A 19,260-nucleotide genomic window follows, 5' to 3' on the forward strand; every position below is an offset into this window, starting at 1 on the left:
ACATGACAGGCGCACAGCGCAATTGCTGTGCACAAAAAAACAGCAATAAAAAAGGGAGACTCAAGAGTCTCCCTTTCGTACAACCCGTTGTGTCAGTCGAACACACCAAAGGTCATGAAGCTAAACCACGAGCGGTCGCTGTTGTTGCCTTCCGCTTCGTGATTCTCTTCTTCGATCACATCGCCATTTGAGTCTTTTGGCTTGAGGTCGCTAGGAATCGCGTCTTTGGCGTCCTGGAACTGCTTCTGCACGTCCTGGTTGGCGCGGGTTTCGCCCGGCGGCAGTGGTGGACGGGATTCGATCAGGCCCAGAGTGGCCTTGCTCAGCCACGAACGGTTATCCGCTTCGGCGACCGACGGCACGAACTGACCGTCCACCAGGCTTGGGTGGTTCGGGTAGTTAAGCTTCAGGGTTTCGAGGCTGGTGGCGGCCAGTTCGTCCAGGTGCATGCGCTGGTAGGCTTCGGTCATCACCGCCAGGCCGTCGCCGACCGAAGGGGTTTCCTGGAAGTTTTCCACCACGTAACGGCCACGGTTCGCGGCCGCTACATAGGCCTGACGGGTCAGGTAGTAGTCGGCAACGTGAATTTCGTAGGAGGCCAGCAGGTTGCGCAGGTAAATCATGCGCTGCTTGGCATCCGGCGCGTAACGGCTGTTCGGGAAGCGGCTGGTCAGCTGGGCGAACTCGTTGTAGGAGTCGCGAGCGGCACCCGGGTCACGCTTGGTCATGTCCAGCGGCAGGAAGCGCGCCAGCAGGCCAACGTCCTGGTCGAAAGAAGTCAGGCCCTTGAGGTAGTAGGCGTAATCGACGTTCGGATGCTGCGGGTGCAGACGAATAAAGCGCTCGGCAGCGGCTTTTGCAGCCTCTGGCTCGGCGTTCTTGTAGTTGGCGTAGATGAGTTCGAGTTGAGCCTGATCGGCGTAGCGGCCGAACGGATAACGCGATTCCAGAGCCTTCAGCTTGGCGGTGGCGCTGGTGTAGCTGTTGTTGTCCAGATCAGCCTGAGCCTGTTGGTACAACTCGACTTCACTCAGGTTTTCGTCTACGACTTCCTTCGATGAGCAAGCAGCGGTCAATGCGAGGATGGCGATCAGCAGCAGGTGTTTCACTTGCATGGCGGCTTGCGTCCCTATGACGGCCGCTGTCTTGGGCGTGGCCGTCCTGTTATGATGAGCGCCCCGTTGAATAGCCTCGGGGCAAAAGACGCCGTATTTAACCACAAGCGCGCAGCCGAAACCAAAGGCTGTGCCGACGCCTAGTCTGAGCATGTCCGATAAAATTGAACTTCGCGCAGAGGTGCCGTCCGAATTGGGCGGCCAACGCCTCGATCAAGTCGCCGCACAATTATTCGCTGAGCACTCGCGCTCGCGCCTTTCCGCCTGGATCAAAGACGGCCGCCTGACTGTGGATGGGGCGGTAATCCGCCCGCGAGACATCGTTCACGGTGGCGCCATTCTTGAACTCACTGCCGAGCAGGAAGCTCAGGGCGAATGGGTCGCTCAAGACATTGCCCTGGACATCGTCTATGAAGACGACGACATCCTGGTGATCAACAAGCCTGCGGGTCTGGTGGTGCATCCCGCCGCCGGCCACGCTGATGGCACCTTGCTCAACGCCTTGCTGCACCACGTGCCGGACATTATCAATGTGCCGCGCGCCGGTATCGTGCATCGTCTGGACAAGGACACCACCGGTCTGATGGTGGTGGCCAAGACCATTCAGGCGCAGACGCAGCTGGTTACACAGTTGCAGAGCCGCAGTGTCAGCCGGATCTACGAATGCATCGTGATTGGTGTGGTAACCGCAGGCGGCAAAATCAACGCGCCGATCGGTCGCCACGGCCAGCAACGCCAGCGCATGGCCGTGATGGAAGGTGGCAAGCAAGCCGTCAGTCATTACCGTGTGCTTGAGCGTTTCCGCTCCCACACTCATGTCCGGGTGAAACTGGAAACCGGCCGTACGCACCAGATTCGTGTGCACATGGCGCACATCAACTACCCGTTGGTCGGAGACCCGGCCTACGGTGGTCGTTTCCGTATTCCGCCAGCCGCCAGCCAAACCATGGTCGACTCCTTGAAGACGTTCCCGCGTCAGGCACTGCATGCGCGGTTCCTGGAACTGGATCATCCGACCACCGGTAAACGCATGAGCTGGGAATCGCCACTGCCGGACGATTTCGTCTGGTTGCTGACGTTGCTCAAGCAGGACCGCGAGGCGTTCATCGGATGAGTGACTGGCTGATTCCTGACTGGCCCGCGCCGGCCGGGGTCAAAGCCTGTGTGACTACCCGTGCGGGCGGCGTCAGTCTGGCGCCGTTCGACAGCCTCAACCTCGGCGATCACGTCGACGATAGCGCCGAAGCTGTCGCCGAAAATCGCCGTCGCCTCACCGATCACTTCTCTATTCAACCGGCCTGGTTGCAACAGGTTCACGGCATCGTCGTGGCCCATGCCGACCCGAGCCAGGTGGTCACTGCCGACGCCAGTTGGACTGAGACCCCCGGCATCGCCTGTGCGGCGATGACCGCCGACTGCCTTCCTGCGCTGTTTTGCGATCGTGCCGGAACTCGCGTTGCGGCGGCCCACGCCGGTTGGCGAGGGCTGGCGGCTGGCGTTCTGGAAGCCACTCTCGACAGCCTCGCGGTAGCGCCTTCCGAGGTGCTGGTGTGGCTCGGTCCGGCCATTGGCCCGCAAGCCTTTGAAGTCGGTCCGGAAGTGCGCGAAACCTTCGTTCAGCAGTTGCCGCAAGCGGCTGATGCTTTTGTGCCGAGCCAAAACGCCGGCAAGTTCATGGCCGACATCTATATGCTCGCGCGCCTGCGTCTGGCGGCTCGTGGTGTTACGGCTGTCTACGGTGGCGGTTTCTGCACCGTGACCGATCCGCGCTTCTTTTCTTACCGCCGTGCGCCCCGCACCGGTCGATTCGCCTCCTTGATCTGGCTGTAGTGCCCTGTCTCACGAATACTGTTCCACTTTGACGGCGTCTGTTGCCGTCATGCTGCGTTGCCGCTCCTCGCCATAGCGGGCTATGACTCGTCGCGGCGCCTTGCCTGACGACAACAGCCACTCGCCAAAGAGGAACGTATTCGTAAGACAGGGCACGACCGCTAGACTTCCTTGACCTGCATCAATATCACGGCGCTTGAAACTCCCAGAATCGACCGCATCTATTGTGGTATCTGGCAGGTTTCTTCATTCAGGATGTTTTATAGGTCCGGCCTGCTCAAAAGGAAGGTGACCCATGCGTATAGACCGTTTAACCAGCAAGTTGCAGTTAGCCTTGTCCGACGCCCAATCCCTGGCCGTCGGTCTTGATCATCCGGCCATCGAGCCGGCGCATTTGATGCAAGCCCTGCTCGAGCAACAGGGCGGTTCGATCAAACCCCTGTTGATGCAAGTGGGTTTCGATGTCAACAGCCTGCGTAAAGAGCTGACCAAAGAGCTCGACCAACTGCCAAAAATCCAGAACCCGACCGGCGACGTGAACATGTCGCAGGATCTGGCGCGTCTGCTTAACCAGGCTGATCGCCTGGCTCAACAGAAGGGCGACCAGTTCATCTCCAGCGAACTGGTGCTGCTCGCGGCGATGGATGAAAACAGCAAGCTCGGCAAATTGTTGCTCGGCCAGGGCGTGAGTAAGAAAGCCCTGGAAAACGCGATCAATAACCTGCGTGGTGGCGAGGCGGTCAATGACCCCAACCACGAAGAGTCACGCCAGGCCCTGGATAAATACACCGTCGACCTGACCAAGCGCGCCGAAGACGGCAAGCTTGACCCGGTGATTGGCCGTGACGATGAAATTCGCCGGACCATCCAGGTGCTACAGCGCCGCACCAAAAACAACCCGGTGCTGATCGGTGAGCCTGGCGTCGGTAAAACCGCCATCGCCGAAGGCCTGGCCCAACGCATCATCAATGGTGAAGTGCCCGATGGTCTGAAAGGCAAGCGCCTGCTGTCTCTGGATATGGGCGCGTTGATCGCCGGTGCCAAGTATCGCGGTGAGTTCGAAGAACGCCTGAAATCCCTGCTGAATGAACTGTCGAAGCAGGAAGGGCAGATCATTCTGTTTATCGACGAACTGCATACCATGGTCGGCGCCGGTAAAGGCGAAGGCTCGATGGATGCGGGCAACATGCTCAAACCGGCACTGGCTCGCGGTGAGTTGCATTGCGTCGGCGCGACCACGCTCAACGAGTACCGCCAATATATAGAGAAGGATGCCGCGCTCGAACGACGTTTCCAGAAAGTCCTGGTGGACGAGCCGAGCGAAGAAGACACCATCGCGATCCTGCGTGGCCTGAAAGAACGCTACGAGGTTCACCACAAGGTGGCGATCACCGACGGTGCGATCATCGCGGCGGCCAAGCTCAGCCATCGCTATATCACTGACCGGCAGTTGCCGGACAAGGCGATCGACCTGATCGACGAAGCCGCCAGCCGCATCCGCATGGAAATCGACTCCAAGCCGGAAGTGCTGGACCGTCTGGAGCGTCGGCTGATTCAGCTGAAGGTGGAATCCCAGGCGCTGAAGAAAGAAAGCGACGAAGCGGCGATCAAACGCCTGGAAAAACTCCAGGAAGAAATTGTTCGTCTGGAGCGTGAGTACTCGGATCTGGAAGAAATCTGGAACTCGGAAAAAGCCGAGGTTCAGGGTTCTGCGCAGATTCAGCAGAAGATCGAACAGTCTCGTCAGGAACTGGAAACCGCGCGCCGCAAAGGCGACCTGAACCGCATGGCCGAATTGCAGTACGGGGTAATCCCGGACCTGGAGCGCAGCCTGCAGATGGTCGACCAGCATGGCAAAAGTGAAAACCAGTTGCTGCGCAGTAAGGTAACTGAGGAAGAGATCGCTGAAGTCGTGTCGAAATGGACCGGCATCCCCGTGTCGAAAATGCTCGAGGGCGAGCGCGACAAGCTGATGAAGATGGAAAGCCTGTTGCACCAACGTGTGATCGGCCAGGACGAAGCAGTGGTCGCGGTTTCGAACGCGGTGCGGCGTTCCCGTGCCGGGTTGTCCGACCCGAATCGCCCAAGCGGTTCGTTCATGTTCCTCGGCCCGACCGGTGTTGGTAAAACCGAGCTGTGCAAGGCGCTGGCCGAATTTCTCTTCGATACTGAAGAGGCGATGGTGCGAATCGATATGTCCGAGTTCATGGAGAAACATTCCGTGGCTCGCTTGATCGGTGCGCCACCAGGATACGTGGGGTATGAAGAGGGCGGTTACCTGACCGAGGCGGTGCGTCGCAAGCCTTATTCGGTGATCCTGCTGGACGAGGTCGAGAAGGCGCATCCGGATGTGTTCAATATCTTGCTGCAAGTGCTTGAAGATGGTCGCCTGACCGACAGCCATGGCCGCACGGTGGATTTCAAAAACACTGTGATCGTCATGACGTCCAACCTGGGTTCGGTGCAGATCCAGGAGCTGGTGGGTGATCGTGAGGCGCAGCGTGCCGCAGTAATGGATGCCATTTCTTCGCACTTCCGGCCGGAGTTCATCAACCGGGTGGACGAAGTGGTGATCTTCGAGCCTTTGGCGCGGGATCAGATCGCGGGCATTACCGAGATCCAGTTGAGTCGTTTGCGCAGTCGCCTCACCGAGCGTGAGCTGAAGCTGGAACTCAGCCCTGAGGCGATGGATAAGCTGATCGCAGTCGGTTACGACCCGGTGTACGGCGCACGGCCGCTCAAACGAGCGATCCAGCGCTGGATCGAGAACCCGCTGGCTCAGCTGATTCTGTCCGGTCGCTTCATGCCGGGCGATACCGCCAAGGGTGTCGTGGAAAACGACGAAATCGTCTTCGTCTGATCCACTTTTGTAGGAGCGAGCTTGCTCGCGATGGGCGATAACGATAACGCGGACTTCCTGGATAAGCGCGGTGTCATTGAGTACTTCGCGAGCAAGCTCGCTCCTACACAATCCATAGCCTAAACATCAGGCCTCGCATTGCGAGGCCTTTTTTTCGCCAGGCTGTTGAACTCAAAGGAAAAGGCTTGTAAAGTGCGCCCCGCAGTAAGTCACCCGGAAGGGTTTCTGCTCCCCAAGCAGGAATCTGAAATAAGTTGCAAATCATTAACTTGAAAGCAATTTAGGGGGTTGACAGAGGTGCTTAAGATTGTAGAATAGCGCGCCTCAGACACACGAACGCAGCGATGCGAACGGGTCGAAGAGAACGCAGTAAAGCTTCAAAGTTGTAAATTGAAATATGTAGTTCCGTGATAGCTCAGTCGGTAGAGCAAATGACTGTTAATCATTGGGTCCCAGGTTCGAGTCCTGGTCACGGAGCCAATTTCAAACCGGGGTATAGCGCAGTCCGGTAGCGCGCCTGCTTTGGGAGCAGGATGTCAGGAGTTCGAATCCCCTTACCCCGACCATTTTTGGGTCGTTAGCTCAGTTGGTAGAGCAGTTGGCTTTTAACCAATTGGTCGTAGGTTCGAATCCCACACGACCCACCATTTTTGAAACCAGTTAACGCTGGAATCGAATCTTAAGATCAGAGGCCAAAAGCGCTGATCGAAGAAGGCGACTTGGAAAGGTCGCCTTTTTTTTACCGGGGTATAGCGCAGTCCGGTAGCGCGCCTGCTTTGGGAGCAGGATGTCAGGAGTTCGAATCCCCTTACCCCGACCATACATAAAAAAGGCGTCCAATAGGACGCCTTTTTTATATTTGGAATCAAGCGTGTGCGCTGGATCAAGGACTGTTCAATGCATCGAGGCCATGCTAAAACCTTCCTGTTTGCCAGTCCGTCTGTAGTGCTCGCGCATCAAGGGTCACTGTCGCGACCCTCAGATTGATTGAGCGGTTTCCATAAGCATTTGCAGGTAAGGTTTTCCATGAAGGCGGTAATTCTGGCGGGCGGACTTGGCACGCGCATTTCTGAAGAGTCTCATCTGCGTCCCAAGCCGATGATCGAAATTGGTGGCAAACCAATCCTCTGGCACATCATGAAGCTCTACTCTTCTTACGGAATCAATGATTTCGTAATTTGCTGTGGCTACAAGGGCTATGTGATCAAGGAGTATTTCGCGAACTACTTCCTGCACATGTCCGATGTGACATTCGACATGTCCAACAACACCATGGAAGTTCATCAGCGCTACGTTGAGCCTTGGCGCGTCACGTTGGTCAATACCGGCGAGGATACTTTGACCGGTGGGCGCCTCAAGCGAGTCCGCGAACATCTGGGCGATGAGCCGTTCTGTTTTACCTATGGCGACGGTGTATCGGATGTGAACATCCGTGAATTGATCGATTTTCACCATGCTCATGGCAAGCTTGCAACCGTCACGGCTATTCAGCCGCCTGGAAGGTACGGCGCTTTGAACATGCAAGGCGATCAGGTTGAGAGTTTCCAGGAAAAACCGGCCGGCGATGGTGCCTGGATCAACGGTGGTTACTTTGTGCTCAATCCGTCGGTCATTGATTACATTGCTGATGATCAATCCAGTTGGGAAGCCGAGCCGCTGATGCGGTTGGCTAATGAGGGTAACCTCATGGCTTACCAGCACAGTGGTTTTTGGCAGGCGATGGATACTTTGCGCGACAAAAATCACCTCGAAGATTTGTGGAGCAAAGGTAACGCACCCTGGAAGCACTGGGCATGAAACAGTTCGGCGATCTCTATCGGGGGCGCAAGGTCCTGCTCACCGGCCATACGGGCTTTAAGGGCAGTTGGCTGGCGACTTGGCTCTGCGAGCTAGGGGCGCAAGTGACCGGCCTTGGCCTGGCGCCTGAAAGCGCTCCGGCTCACTGGGATTTGCTGAACAACCCATCGATTGATTTACGGGGTGACATTCGCGATCCGGCGGTGGTTCGGGATGCATTCGAACGAGCCCAGCCAGAAATCGTCTTTCACCTTGCGGCCCAGGCGCTGGTCCGTCGCTCCTACCGCGATCCGCTGGAAAGCTGGTCGACCAATGTAATGGGTACTGCCAACGTACTTGAGGCCTGCAGACTTACGCCTAGTGTGCGGACAGTGATTGTCATCACGACGGACAAGGTATACGCCAATAATGAGTGGCCTTGGGGCTATCGTGAAAATGATCGTCTCGGCGGTCATGATCCTTACAGTGCTTCCAAAGCGGCCAGCGAATTGGTTGTCGACAGCTATCGCAAGGCATTCTGGAGCAGTGAAGATGCGCCGCTGATCGCTTCAGCCCGTGCTGGTAATGTCATTGGCGGGGGCGACTGGTCTGAAGATCGTCTGATTCCTGACCTGGTCCGGGCTGTTCAAGCCGGTACATCTCTGGAAATCCGTTCTCCTCAATCCACCCGGCCTTGGCAGCATGTGCTGGAATGCCTGTCCGGCTATCTTTTGCTCGGTCAGCGTCTTCTGATGGTCGATAAGGCTATCGCAAGCGGATGGAATTTTGGTCCCGCCCCTCAAGACAATCGTACGGTTGCCGAGGTTCTGACAGGGCTGCAGAAGTATTGGCCTGAACTCGCCTGGCATACTACCTCGGTACCACAGCCTCACGAAGCCAACCTGTTGTACCTCGACTGCGCGCAGGCAAAAGCTCAGTTGCGTTGGCAGCCGGTCTGGAGTCTCGAGCAAAGCCTGGAAATGACGGCTGACTGGTATCGTCACCAATCTTCCACCGGCCAAGCGATCACCCGTGAACAATTGGGGAGCTATATCGCGGCGGCAGCACAAGCCGGCTGTGTCTGGGTTGACTCATGAATATCAGGCCAACAGCTATAAACGGCGCACTGGTGGTTGAAACCCAACCTTACCAGGACCACCGTGGTGCTTTCAGTCGGTTGTTCTGCGAAAAAAGCCTGGCTCAGGTATTAGGTTCGCAACATATCGTGCAGATCAACCATTCTCGTACCTCAACCGTCGGTGCCGTACGAGGGCTGCATTTTCAGCACGCACCCCATGCAGAGATGAAAATGGTCCGTTGCTTGAAAGGGCGGGTATGGGATGTGGTCGTTGATTTGCGTGCCGACTCTCCGACATTTTTGCGCTGGCACGCTGAAGAGTTGAGCCCGCAAACCGGTCGTATGTTAGTGATTCCTCAAGGCTGCGCTCACGGCTTTCAAGTGCTGGAAGCCGAGAGTGAGCTTCTTTACCTGCACACCGCTTTCTATGAGCCAGCGGCCGAGGGGGCTGTGCGTTTTGATGATCCTCGGCTTGGAATCACTTGGCCGTTGGCTGTTACTGATCTTTCCGAGCGCGACAAGAATCACGCTTTGTTATCTAACGAATTCGCCGGACTTCATGTATGAAATGTCGCCACTGCTCTGAGCCGCTGCAGCACACTTTTCTGGACCTCGGTTTTGCTCCACCCTCCAATTCGTACCTCAGCGAAGCGGAGTTGAGCGCACCAGAAATCTACTTTCCGCTCAAATTGAAAGTGTGCGAGCACTGCTGGCTGGTGCAGACCGAAGATTACGCTCAGGCAGACCTGTTTTTTTCCAAGGATTACGCCTACTTCTCGTCCACTTCGACCAGTTGGCTCGAACATGCGGCTGTTTATTCGAAGACCATGATCGAGCGATTGAGCCTCGGAGCTGACAGCTTTGTCATCGAAGTGGCTTCTAACGACGGATACCTGCTGAAGAATTTTCTGGCTGCTGATATCCCATGCCTTGGGGTCGAGCCAACCGCTAGCACTGCCGCTGCTGCAGAGCAAATCGGTATTCCGGTATTGCGTGAATTCTTCGGTGAGGAGTTGGGCAAGCGACTGGCGAAAGAAGGGCGACAGGCTGATCTGATTGCCGGCAACAATGTTTTTGCCCATGTCCCGGATATCAATGACTTCACTCGTGGTCTGAAAGCAGCATTGAAACCAGGGGGAACCATTACCCTTGAATTTCCGCACCTCATGCGCCTGATCCAACACACCCAGTTCGACACCGTATACCACGAGCACTTTTCATATCTGTCGCTCTACACGGTAGACCGAATCTTTGCCCAGGCTGGTTTGCGGATCAGTGATGTGGAAGAGTTGTCGACACATGGAGGCAGCTTGCGCGTACATGGCTGTCATGTTGAGGATGGTCGCATTGACAGTCTCGGAGTCGCTCGTCTTCTTGATGCAGAGCTGAAATTCGGGCTGCGGAATCTCGAAATTTATCAAGCTTTTCAATTGCGGGCCGATGACGTCAAGAATGGATTGCTCAGCTTCCTGATCGAGCAGAAGCGCGCGGGCAAACAGGTCGTTGCGTATGGTGCTGCTGCCAAGGGCAATACGCTGTTGAATTATGCAGGCGTTAAACCGGATCTCTTGGCCTATGTGTGTGATGCAGCGCCGTCCAAGCAAGGTAAATACCTTCCCGGGAGCCATATCCCGGTCTACTCGCCGCAGAAGCTGAAAGAAACTAAACCCGACACCGTGGTGATTCTGCCCTGGAACATCGCCGACGAAGTGATCGGTCATCACGGCTACGTCAGAGAGTGGGGCGGACAGTTTGTCACCGCTGTTCCGGCACTGGAGGTCAAATGAGCGAGCGGATTTTTTACACCAAGCCTTCGATAACCGAGCTAGAAGTCGAGTACGCCACTGACGCGGCAAGAAACGGTTGGGGCGATAAGTGCTACGAATATATCGTGCGTTTCGAAAATGCATTCAAGGCCCATCTTGGCGTTGAGTATGCGATTGCCACTTCGAGTTGTACGGGGGCCCTGCACATGGGCATGGCTGCTTTGGGCATAGGGCCAGGTGATGAAGTGATCATGGCGGACACCAACTGGATCGCCACCGTTTCTCCTGTCGAGCACCTGGGCGCTACGCCGGTATTCGTCGATATTCTTCCCGACACCTGGTGCCTTGATCCCGATCAGGTTGAGTCAGCTATCACCCCTAAAACCAAAGCCATCGTCGCGGTGCACTTGTACGGCAATCTCTGCGATATGGATCGTCTGCTGGAAATCGGCGAGCGTCATGGTATTCCCGTAATAGAGGATGCGGCCGAGGCAATTGGTTCTGAGTATCACGGCAAGCGTGCCGGTAGCATGGGGGCTTTTGGCAGTTTTTCTTTCCATGGCACCAAGACGTTGACGACGGGCGAAGGCGGCATGTTCGTTACTAACGACGCAGCCCTTTACGAGAAAGTGCTGACGCTTTCAAACCATGGCAGGGCAAGGGGGCAGACTAAGCAATTCTGGCCGGACATGGTTGGTTTCAAATACAAGATGTCGAATATTCAGGCTGCGATTGGTTGTGCGCAAACCGAACGCATTGACCAGTTGATCCGGCGAAAGCAGGAGATCATGGGCCTGTACCGAGAAGGGCTGAAATCCTACTCGGGCATTGCGCTCAATGCGCAGCCTGAAGGAACGATCATTGGCGCGTGGATGCCAACAGTCGTTTTTGCAGAGCATACCGGGATGACCCGTGAGCGCTTGCAGCTGGCTTTTCAGGCGGCCAATATCGACGCTCGGGTATTTTTTCACCCGCTGTCCAGCTTACCGATGTTCGAGCCGCGGCCTGAGAATGTGAATGCCTATTCCATTCCGCTACGTGCGATGAATCTGCCGAGTTACCACGACCTGACCGCTGTTGAACTAGAGCGGGTGTGCTCGGTTTTTTCGACATTGTGATGGTAGACCCTGAGCCAGAGCGCACCATGAATAAATACTTGAGCCCAGAGCAGATTACCGAGTTTGAACGCAATGGCGTTTTGATAATTCGGAACTTTTATGACGAGTGTGACATTGGGGCGGTTCAGCGTGGTATCCACGATGTCATTGGTCAGGTCATGCTCAAGTACGGAATTACCGACCAGAGAGGCGCTTATAACCCGTTGAAATTCGATAGCGGTTATCTGGACCTGATCAAAATAAATCGCTCCTGGGGCGGAGAGATCTATGATGCGGTGAAACAAATCCCTGCGTTCATGCGACTGGTCGCGCATCCTCGGCACGAGTCGTTATTTTCGGAATTGAGACAGGGGGCTATTCCAGGCATTGCGGCGGGTGGGTACGGTATTCGTATCGATTGCCCATTCGAAGACAAATACCGTGCGATGTGGCATCAGGAATACCCGGCTCAGCTGCGAAGTGTAGATGGCCTGGTTTTCTGGAGCCCACTACTGGATTTGACCGAAGCGATGGGGCCGGTCGTATTCTGCCCTGAGTCTCACAAGCTGGGACCGTTGCCCGTTTACAGTGCTGATCCTGACGGCGCAGGGCGTTCCGGTGCGTACGCGTTGATGATTAAAGACGAGCAACAGTACCTGGAAAAGTACAGTAAAATTGCGCCACTGACTTCACCTGGTGATTTGGTCATCATCGATTTCATGCTCTTGCATTGCTCTGGTTATAACAAGAGCGATCGGGCCCGTTGGTCTATGCAATTCAGATACTTCAATTTTGCAGATCCTGTAGGCCGTTCACACGGTTGGAAAGGGTCCTATGCAGCTGGCGTTGATTTTCGCGCCGTACATCCAGAATTATTTCACGCGGAGTAAAAAATGATGCACTGCAATGTTTGTCTCACTGAAATCGAGAAGCCTGTCTATACGGCTAACTCGAATCAGTCCCTGACTTCGCTGTGTGAGCTTCGCGATGGACAAGTCAATGTTTGGTCGTGCCCGGTGTGCTCGCATCTGCGTAGCGAGGCGTTCGCCGATACTGTTGCTTATTACGAGTCCGATTACAAAATTCTTCTGAGTGACGAAGAAGAGGATCAGATTTACGAGGTAAAAGCAGGTGAAATTGTCTATCGGACGGATCATCAGATAACAACCTTGCTGAGCAAATTGAATTTGCCCGCTGGCGCTACAGTTTTGGATTATGGCTGTGCCAAGGCCTCTACACTCAAGAAGTTGAGTGGGGTACGTACTGATTTGAATATTCATTTATTCGATGTCAGTTCGATGTACAAAGAATATTGGAATAAATTCGTCAGTGCCGATAAGTACGCGATTCACACAACACCTGAATCCTGGGCATCCAACTTTGACGTCCTGACCTCCTTCTTCGCCCTCGAGCATATCCCTGAGCCGATCGATACAGTAAAGAAAGTTCATGCATTGCTTAAGGACAATGGAGTGTTTTATGGCATTGTCCCTGATACCTTCGGCAACGTTGCGGACTTTGTAGTGATTGACCATGTCAACCACTTCACGGCTCCTTCGCTAGCCTACCTGCTTGATGCTGCTGGCTTCACTGATATTCAGATCGATGATGCTGCACACCGCGGGGCCCTTGTCTTTACGGCTCGTAAAGGTCCCCAGAACTCAGCCAGACTCAACATAGCCGAAACCCTTGTGCGATCAGAAGAATTGGCTCGTTATTGGGAGGCTGTTAATCAGCGTATCTCCCAAACATCACAAGCCAATGCAGGTGTAACCAAGGCTATTTACGGCTCGGGCTTCTATGGCGCCTATATCGCCAGTGCAATGAGTGACTTTGATAGCGTTACCTGCTTTTTGGACGCTAGCCCTTTCCAGCAGGGAAAAGAGCTGTTCGGTAAGCCGATTCTTTCTCCGCAGTCGCTTCCGGAAGACGTGAAGGTACTTTACGTTGGCTTGAATCCCAGCATTGCTCGCGCCGTCATGAATGACATGCGCTGGCTGCAGGATCGAGACATCTCTCTGGTCTTCCTTGATGAGCAACATGCATGATCACAGGGAAAAACGTCCTTCTACGTAGCTGGAACGAGGGCGACCTTGCGCTACTCCGGAGCATGCGCAACGACGTTTCTTTGCAAGCGCAGTTGTTGGCCCGCCCGCGGGGCAGCGATGAAAACCAGGTACGTGAATGGCTGAAAGGATTTTCGGGGGCTTCCGATAGTTTCATTTTTATTCTGGCGGACCCTGCCGACGATACGGCCTTGGGGTTTTTACAGTTTAAAAACACCGATTTTGTCAGTCGTAATACAGAGCTGGGTATTTGCTTGGCTTCCAGTGCCCAAGGGCGTGGTATTGGCAGTGAGGTGCTTGCTTTGGCCAGCGCCTATATGCGTGACACTTGGGGGCTTGGGAAAATCTGGCTGAAAGTTAGAGGCGACAATGCCGCAGCAATAAAGTGTTATGAAAAAGCTGGCTTTGCACACTGTGGAATGCTCTCGAATCACGTGTTCATTTCAGGGGCTTGGCATGATGTGGTGCTTATGGAGCTCTTTTTGAGTTAAGTGAATTATGAACATCGTCATTTCACAATCGATGCTTTTTCCATGGGTAGGTCTCTTGGAACAAGTTCGCCTGGCGGACGTTTTTGTTCATTACGATGACGTGCAGTTTTCCAAAGGCAGCTTTGTCAACCGGGTACAAATAAAGACACCCCAAGGTATACGATGGATGACGGTCCCTTTAGTGGACCTTCATTTAGGTCAAAAGATAAATGAAGTTCAGGTGCCTCCGACTTCGAAATGGCGAGACACACATATAGCGTTGCTGGAAAACAGCTTTGCAAACGCTCCATTTCGTCAGGATGCCCTTGAGCTCGTTGCAAATGTTTATGCTGGCGATTATGCAGATGTCGGAGCACTGGCTCGTGCGTCGTTGATGGCGCTGGTCGAGTATTTTGGCTTGGATGTTAACTGTCGTTTTATCGATGTGCAGTCCTTGGATATTCCGGGAAGTAGCAGTGATCGTGTCCTTTCAGTGGTAAAGCGTCTGGAAGGGGACAAATACATCACTGGTCATGGCGCCGGACGCTACCTCGATCATGAGCTGTTCGAGCGTTCGGGCGTTGCCGTCGAATATATGGCTTATAACTGCATGCCCTACCCCCAAGCGCATGGCGATTTTACGCCCTATGTTTCCGCCCTGGATCTGGTGGCGAACTGTGGCAAGCTCGGGCTTGAGTCAATAAATTCTGGAACTACAGATTGGAGAAGCTTTAAAAATGAATCCGCATGATCAGTTTCGTCAGGAAGTCGCAGAAAACATTGAAGCGCTGGGCGCTGATACCGATCTGCAAGCGCTGTCCCGTGTTTGGGTGCGTGAAATCAGCCGGCACAAGTGGGCCTATAATTTTTCCTGGTTCGGTCGTCCGGCGATTCAGTTTCCTAATGATACCTGGGCAATGCAGGAGTTGATCTGGGATATCAAACCGGATTTGATCATAGAGACTGGCATCGCTCATGGCGGGTCATTGATTTTTAGCGCCTCGATGCTGGCGATGCTCGACTATTGCGAAGCTGTTGAACAAGGTAAAACCCTTGATCCACAGGCTAGTAAGCGTCGTGTGCTGGGTATTGATATCGATATTCGTCAGCATAACCATGATGCGATTAAAGCTCACCCCATGTCGCATATGATTGAAATGGTTCAGGGGTCGAGTATCGATACTGATACGATTTCAAAAGTCCGTGAATATGCTAAAGGTTACAAGCGTATCTTGGTCTGCCTAGATTCGAACCATACACATGACCATGTTCTCGCAGAACTCGAGGCTTATGCTGATCTGGTTAGCGTAGGAAGTTACTGCGTGGTATTTGATACCTTGATCGAAGACATGCCTGTAGATTTGATTCAGGAGCGCCCATGGGGTCCAGGGAACAGCCCTAAAAGCGCTGTTAAGGAATACTTGAAGACGCATGCTGAATTTGAAATCGACAAGAAAATAGATCATAAGCTTCAGATAAGCGTGGCACCTGATGGCTTTTTGAAGCGAGTTAAATAAGCGCGTGGTCTCGTTATGATGCGCAGTAATATAATTTCAAATTTTTTGGGTCAGGGCTGGTCAGCGCTTATTAGTCTTGCCTTTGTTCCTATCTATATAAAATATTTGGGGATTGAGTCCTACGGACTTATTGGATTGTTTACTGCGCTTCAGGCATGGCTGACCATCTTGGATATGGGGATGGCGCCCACTCTTAGTCGCGAGATGGCCAGGCATACGGGAGGGGCTCATTCTGCGAAGTCAATATGGGATTTGCTACGAAGTATTGAATTTTTGGTGTGCATATTCGCTGTAATTATAATTTGTTCAGCATGGGGTGTTTCTGGTTGGTTGGCAGAAGGTTGGCTAAAAGTTGATACTTTGCCCCTTCAAGATGTTTCTCAATCTCTCTTTATAATGGGCGTTGTCGCATCGTTAAGACTTATTGAAAATGTATATCGTAGTAGCCTTGTCGGACTACAACAGCAAGTGGTTGTTAATTTGGTTGGGGCTGCAATGGCTACTCTAAGAAGTGGTGGTGCTGTCCTGGTTTTGATTTGGGTGCAGTCGGATATTCGCGCCTTTTTTATATGGCAGGGCGTCGCCTCTATTTTAACTGTGTTGATTTTGTCTTTTCTTGTCTATAAGAAGCTACCTTCTATATCGGCAACTGCACAGTTTTCAGTTGAGTCTTTGCGGCAGGTCGGAAGTTTTGCCGTTGGTATGATGCTGACTACTTTTTTTGCGTTACTTTTGACACAGGCTGACAAAATTATTTTGTCAAAGATTCTTTCATTGTCTGAGTTCGGCAGCTACACCTTTGCGGCATTAATATCCAGTGGTTTGTTTATGTTTGTCATGCCTATAACGCAGGCTTTCTTTCCGCGGTTTTCGGAGTTGTATGCACAAAAAGATATCAGCAATTTATCTAAGTCTTTTCACCAAGGTGCGCAGTTAGTAACTGTATTGCTGGTAGCTCTAGCAAGTACTTTGATTTTCTTTGGCGTCCAGATAATAACCCTTTGGACTCAAAATCCCCAGCTTGCGGAGAAATCCGCTCCTTTGGTTTCTATCTTGGCTATGGGGTCATTGTTGAATGGCTTGCTGTGGATCCCTTATCAGGCTCAATTAGCTCATGGTTGGACCAGTTTGGGGGTCAGAGTCAATGCAGTGGCCGCGCTTTTTGTTGTTCCTGCTATTATTGTTGTTGCACCTGTCTACGGGGGAATCGGTGCTGCATATGTTTGGCTCGTACTCAATATAGGCTACATTGCCATTGGGATGAGCTTCATGTTTCGGCGAATTCTCACGGAAGAAAAATGGCGTTGGTTTTTTGAAGATGTATGTATCCCAGCGGCAGTTGGTTTTGGTTTTGTTTGGTTGGCCTCTCTTATTGATATTGATGGGGTAGGAGGTGTTGGACGTATTTTCTTTATAGTTGGGGTTTGCGGTGGTGCAGTTGTAGCGTGCTCATTGGCGGCACCATTGGTTAGACGCTATATTGTAAAGTCAGTCGCTTTGATTTTTAACTAGTTTGTATGTTTTATTGTTTAGCGGTGGTTTTATTATGTCGGTGAAATTGTCTTTGATAGTGCCTACGCGAGAGCGGGTTGAGACATTGGCTTATACGTTGAAGTCAATTTTGAGCCAGGCTGTCGATGATGTTGAAATAATTGTTAGTGATAATGTCAGTGAGGATGGTACCAAGGAGCTTGTTGAGTCCTTGGGTGGTGGGCGTATTCGTTATATTAACCCTGGCGTACGTCTGGCTATGACTGAACACTGGGAGTTTGCAGTCGGACATGCTTTGGGTGAGTATGTATGCATTATTGGCGATGATGATGCTGTAAGTAAGGGAGGGGTTAGATGTTTGTTGGATGAGATTTCAAAATCTGCCGCTCCTGTGTATAGTTGGCCAACACATGTTTATATTTGGCCTATTGGTGATCAGCCACCAAGAATTGAATTGTCACCACTCGGTGCTGTGAAAGAGTTGGATTTGCATCGGTTGGTGAAATTTGCATTGAAATGGGGGCTTTGTAATTACTTGCCTTTACCTCATTTGTATCATTCCGCTGTTCGGCGGGATGTTCTTGAGGCGATCAAGAGTGCCACTGGTAGTTATTTTAAGACAACAGCGCCTGATGTATACATGTCTTACGCTATTCCTGTCTTTTCTCCGGTTTCAATTGATCTTGGTGTACCGGTTACAATAAGCGGGCACTCATCCAAGTCTAACGCTGGATCTGTTTTACTGAAAGGAGTCGGATCTGGTCCATTGAATGCGTTTATGAAAGAATGCGATGGTTACCAGGTTCATGAAGGTCTTCCGAAGGATATAAGTCAAAAAATTACTTTGCTTCTTGATGTTGTTTTTGTTGCAAAGGATAGCTTTCCTGATTTTTATCGCGATATTAAGCTCAATCATAACGGTATGTGGGCGTTTATCGAAAGTGTAATGTATGGAAAGTATGGCTTCCGAGTGTTGGCGAACTGGAAGTCAATTCGCCGTGTCTGTGATGTGAGTCTATTTGGCTATTTTTATTACGCTAGCGCTTTCGCGTTTAATAAATTCAGGTCAAAGTGGCGATCGAAATCGCAGCCTCAGATACAGAATAGTACTGTTGTTCCTAATGATATATTTGCTTTCTCGCAGCAGTGTGAAGAGTTACATTGATTCTAGTTGCATTCCTGTTTTTATATTGGTGCGACGCGCGATACGTTTTTGGGGGAGCCTAAGTGAGAGAGTTGGTTGGGTTGGAAGCAGAAGCTAGGCTTGTTTCAATCGTGATTCCGGCTTTTAACTATGCTTCATTTCTTGAGCGAGCGATTGAAAGTGTTTTATGTCAAGACTATCCGAACATAGAATTGATCGTTCTAGATGACGGATCTACTGACAATACTCGGGAGGTTCTTGAGCGGTATGGTGATGCCTTTCGTTGGCAATCGCATGTAAATATGGGGCAAGCCAAGACGCTCAATAAAGGCTGGGGTATGGCAAAGGGCGATGTGCTTTCGTACCTAAGTGCCGATGATGAACTTTTACCCAATGCTGTTAGTACTTCTTTGCGTTTTTTACAGGATGACGCGGTCCTCACGTATTGTGATTTTAATTTGTTTGACCCTTCATCTCGATTGATCCGAAAAGTTACAGCCCCGGACTTTGACTTTCGCGATATGTTCAGTCAGTTAATCTGTCATCCCGGCCCTGGGGTTTTTATGACTCGTCAAGCATTTGAAGCGACTGGTCAATGGAATAGTGCTTACCGACAGATGCCTGATTATGATTATTGGCTAAGGTTGGGGCTGCAGGGTCGCTTTGTAAGGGTGCCAGAAGTATTGGCTTGTTTCCGTGTGCATGAGCAGTCCCAGACCTTTGCAGTGGCCGATGAGAAAAAAGCGTTGGAGCCTTTGCAAATCATCTCTGGGTTTATTGAATCCGGAAAATTGCCGCCCGAGCTCGAACCGTTGAAGGCTGTGGCGCTCAGTAATGCGTGGATTGCCGTAGCACAATTGCAAACTCGTGCGGGCCGTTTTTTTCTAGGCTGGCAGGCGTTTCAACAAGCTTTTATAATCTACCCACGTAACTTTACTCGTCTTCGGACGGGCAAGATAATTCTTAATAGCCTGTTCAATCGTAGCCTCCATCGACTTGTTCGTTGGAAAAATTCCTTGCTTCGCTGAGCTAATTTGACACCAAATTTCA

At 52.4% G+C, this 19,260-nt stretch carries 17 protein-coding genes and 4 tRNA genes; 20 read left to right on the forward strand and 1 reads right to left on the reverse strand.

The features are described 5' to 3' along the window. Positions 1-92 precede the first annotated feature (92 nt). Positions 93-1,115 (reverse strand): outer membrane protein assembly factor BamD, encoded by a 1,023-nt coding sequence (locus KUF73_RS15030; protein ID WP_218438857.1) that lies wholly within the window; start codon positions 1,113-1,115, stop codon positions 93-95. A 151-nt stretch (positions 1,116-1,266) separates the two neighbouring features. Here KUF73_RS15030 and rluD point away from each other — a divergent pair, with 151 nt between their 5' ends. The 20 genes from rluD to KUF73_RS15130 all read left to right on the forward strand — a co-directional run bounded on the left by rluD (position 1,267) and on the right by KUF73_RS15130 (position 19,238). After that, positions 1,267-2,229, forward strand: a complete 963-nt coding sequence (gene rluD / locus KUF73_RS15035; RefSeq protein WP_218438858.1) for a 23S rRNA pseudouridine(1911/1915/1917) synthase RluD — start codon at positions 1,267-1,269, stop codon at positions 2,227-2,229. Beyond that, positions 2,226-2,945 (forward strand): peptidoglycan editing factor PgeF, encoded by a 720-nt coding sequence (pgeF, locus tag KUF73_RS15040; protein WP_218438859.1) that lies wholly within the window; start codon positions 2,226-2,228, stop codon positions 2,943-2,945. The genes rluD and pgeF overlap by 4 nt, the downstream gene beginning before the upstream one ends. A 295-nt stretch (positions 2,946-3,240) precedes the next feature. Then, complete coding sequence (clpB, locus tag KUF73_RS15045; RefSeq protein ID WP_218438860.1) at positions 3,241-5,805, forward strand: ATP-dependent chaperone ClpB; 2,565 nt, start codon at positions 3,241-3,243, stop codon at positions 5,803-5,805. 404 nt (positions 5,806-6,209) lie between these two features. After that, positions 6,210-6,285: transfer RNA gene (locus tag KUF73_RS15050), tRNA-Asn, on the forward strand. Between the two features lie 9 nt (positions 6,286-6,294). Then, positions 6,295-6,371, forward strand: a tRNA-Pro gene (locus KUF73_RS15055). A gap of 5 nt (positions 6,372-6,376) precedes the next feature. Next, positions 6,377-6,452: transfer RNA gene (locus KUF73_RS15060), tRNA-Lys, on the forward strand. A gap of 96 nt (positions 6,453-6,548) precedes the next feature. Next, positions 6,549-6,625, forward strand: a tRNA-Pro gene (locus KUF73_RS15065). A gap of 206 nt (positions 6,626-6,831) precedes the next feature. Further along, positions 6,832-7,602 (forward strand): glucose-1-phosphate cytidylyltransferase, encoded by a 771-nt coding sequence (rfbF, locus tag KUF73_RS15070; protein ID WP_218438861.1) that lies wholly within the window; start codon positions 6,832-6,834, stop codon positions 7,600-7,602. Beyond that, positions 7,599-8,678, forward strand: coding sequence for a CDP-glucose 4,6-dehydratase (gene rfbG / locus KUF73_RS15075; RefSeq protein WP_218438862.1), 1,080 nt, complete (start codon positions 7,599-7,601; stop codon positions 8,676-8,678). Before rfbF ends, rfbG begins: the two co-directional genes overlap by 4 nt. After that, a complete protein-coding gene (gene rfbC / locus KUF73_RS15080) occupies positions 8,675-9,226 on the forward strand; it encodes a dTDP-4-dehydrorhamnose 3,5-epimerase (RefSeq protein WP_218438863.1) in 552 nt (183 codons plus the stop codon). Before rfbG ends, rfbC begins: the two co-directional genes overlap by 4 nt. Further along, positions 9,223-10,446: a class I SAM-dependent methyltransferase gene (locus KUF73_RS15085; RefSeq protein WP_218438864.1), complete on the forward strand. Its 1,224-nt coding sequence runs from the start codon at positions 9,223-9,225 to the stop codon at positions 10,444-10,446. The genes rfbC and KUF73_RS15085 overlap by 4 nt, the downstream gene beginning before the upstream one ends. Next, on the forward strand, positions 10,443-11,543 hold the full coding sequence (locus KUF73_RS15090) for a DegT/DnrJ/EryC1/StrS aminotransferase family protein (protein ID WP_218438865.1): 1,101 nt from the start codon (positions 10,443-10,445) through the stop codon (positions 11,541-11,543). The genes KUF73_RS15085 and KUF73_RS15090 overlap by 4 nt, the downstream gene beginning before the upstream one ends. A 26-nt stretch (positions 11,544-11,569) precedes the next feature. Beyond that, positions 11,570-12,412 (forward strand): phytanoyl-CoA dioxygenase family protein, encoded by an 843-nt coding sequence (locus tag KUF73_RS15095; protein ID WP_256345647.1) that lies wholly within the window; start codon positions 11,570-11,572, stop codon positions 12,410-12,412. Between the two features lie 3 nt (positions 12,413-12,415). Continuing rightward, a complete protein-coding gene (locus tag KUF73_RS15100) occupies positions 12,416-13,570 on the forward strand; it encodes a class I SAM-dependent methyltransferase (RefSeq protein ID WP_218438866.1) in 1,155 nt (384 codons plus the stop codon). Then, the gene (locus KUF73_RS15105) at positions 13,567-14,079 is read left to right on the forward strand and encodes a GNAT family N-acetyltransferase (protein WP_218438867.1); all 513 of its coding nucleotides are present in this window, start codon (positions 13,567-13,569) and stop codon (positions 14,077-14,079) included. The genes KUF73_RS15100 and KUF73_RS15105 overlap by 4 nt, the downstream gene beginning before the upstream one ends. A gap of 7 nt (positions 14,080-14,086) precedes the next feature. Further along, complete coding sequence (locus KUF73_RS15110) at positions 14,087-14,809, forward strand: WbqC family protein (RefSeq protein WP_218438868.1); 723 nt, start codon at positions 14,087-14,089, stop codon at positions 14,807-14,809. After that, entirely contained in the window at positions 14,796-15,575 is a 780-nt protein-coding gene (locus KUF73_RS15115; protein WP_218438869.1) for a cephalosporin hydroxylase family protein, read from the forward strand. The genes KUF73_RS15110 and KUF73_RS15115 overlap by 14 nt, the downstream gene beginning before the upstream one ends. Before the next feature lie 15 nt (positions 15,576-15,590). Then, positions 15,591-17,087, forward strand: a complete 1,497-nt coding sequence (locus KUF73_RS15120) for an oligosaccharide flippase family protein (RefSeq protein ID WP_218438870.1) — start codon at positions 15,591-15,593, stop codon at positions 17,085-17,087. 34 nt (positions 17,088-17,121) lie between these two features. Next, positions 17,122-18,231, forward strand: coding sequence for a glycosyltransferase family 2 protein (locus KUF73_RS15125; protein WP_256345648.1), 1,110 nt, complete (start codon positions 17,122-17,124; stop codon positions 18,229-18,231). Positions 18,232-18,293: 62 nt separating this feature from the next. Beyond that, positions 18,294-19,238 carry a glycosyltransferase gene (locus KUF73_RS15130; protein WP_218438872.1) on the forward strand — a complete coding sequence of 315 codons (945 nt, stop codon included), beginning with the start codon at positions 18,294-18,296 and terminating at the stop codon, positions 19,236-19,238. Positions 19,239-19,260 lie beyond the last annotated feature (22 nt).

This window comes from Pseudomonas sp. PD9R, from assembly GCF_019200975.1.
Lineage (GTDB): Bacteria > Pseudomonadota > Gammaproteobacteria > Pseudomonadales > Pseudomonadaceae > Aquipseudomonas.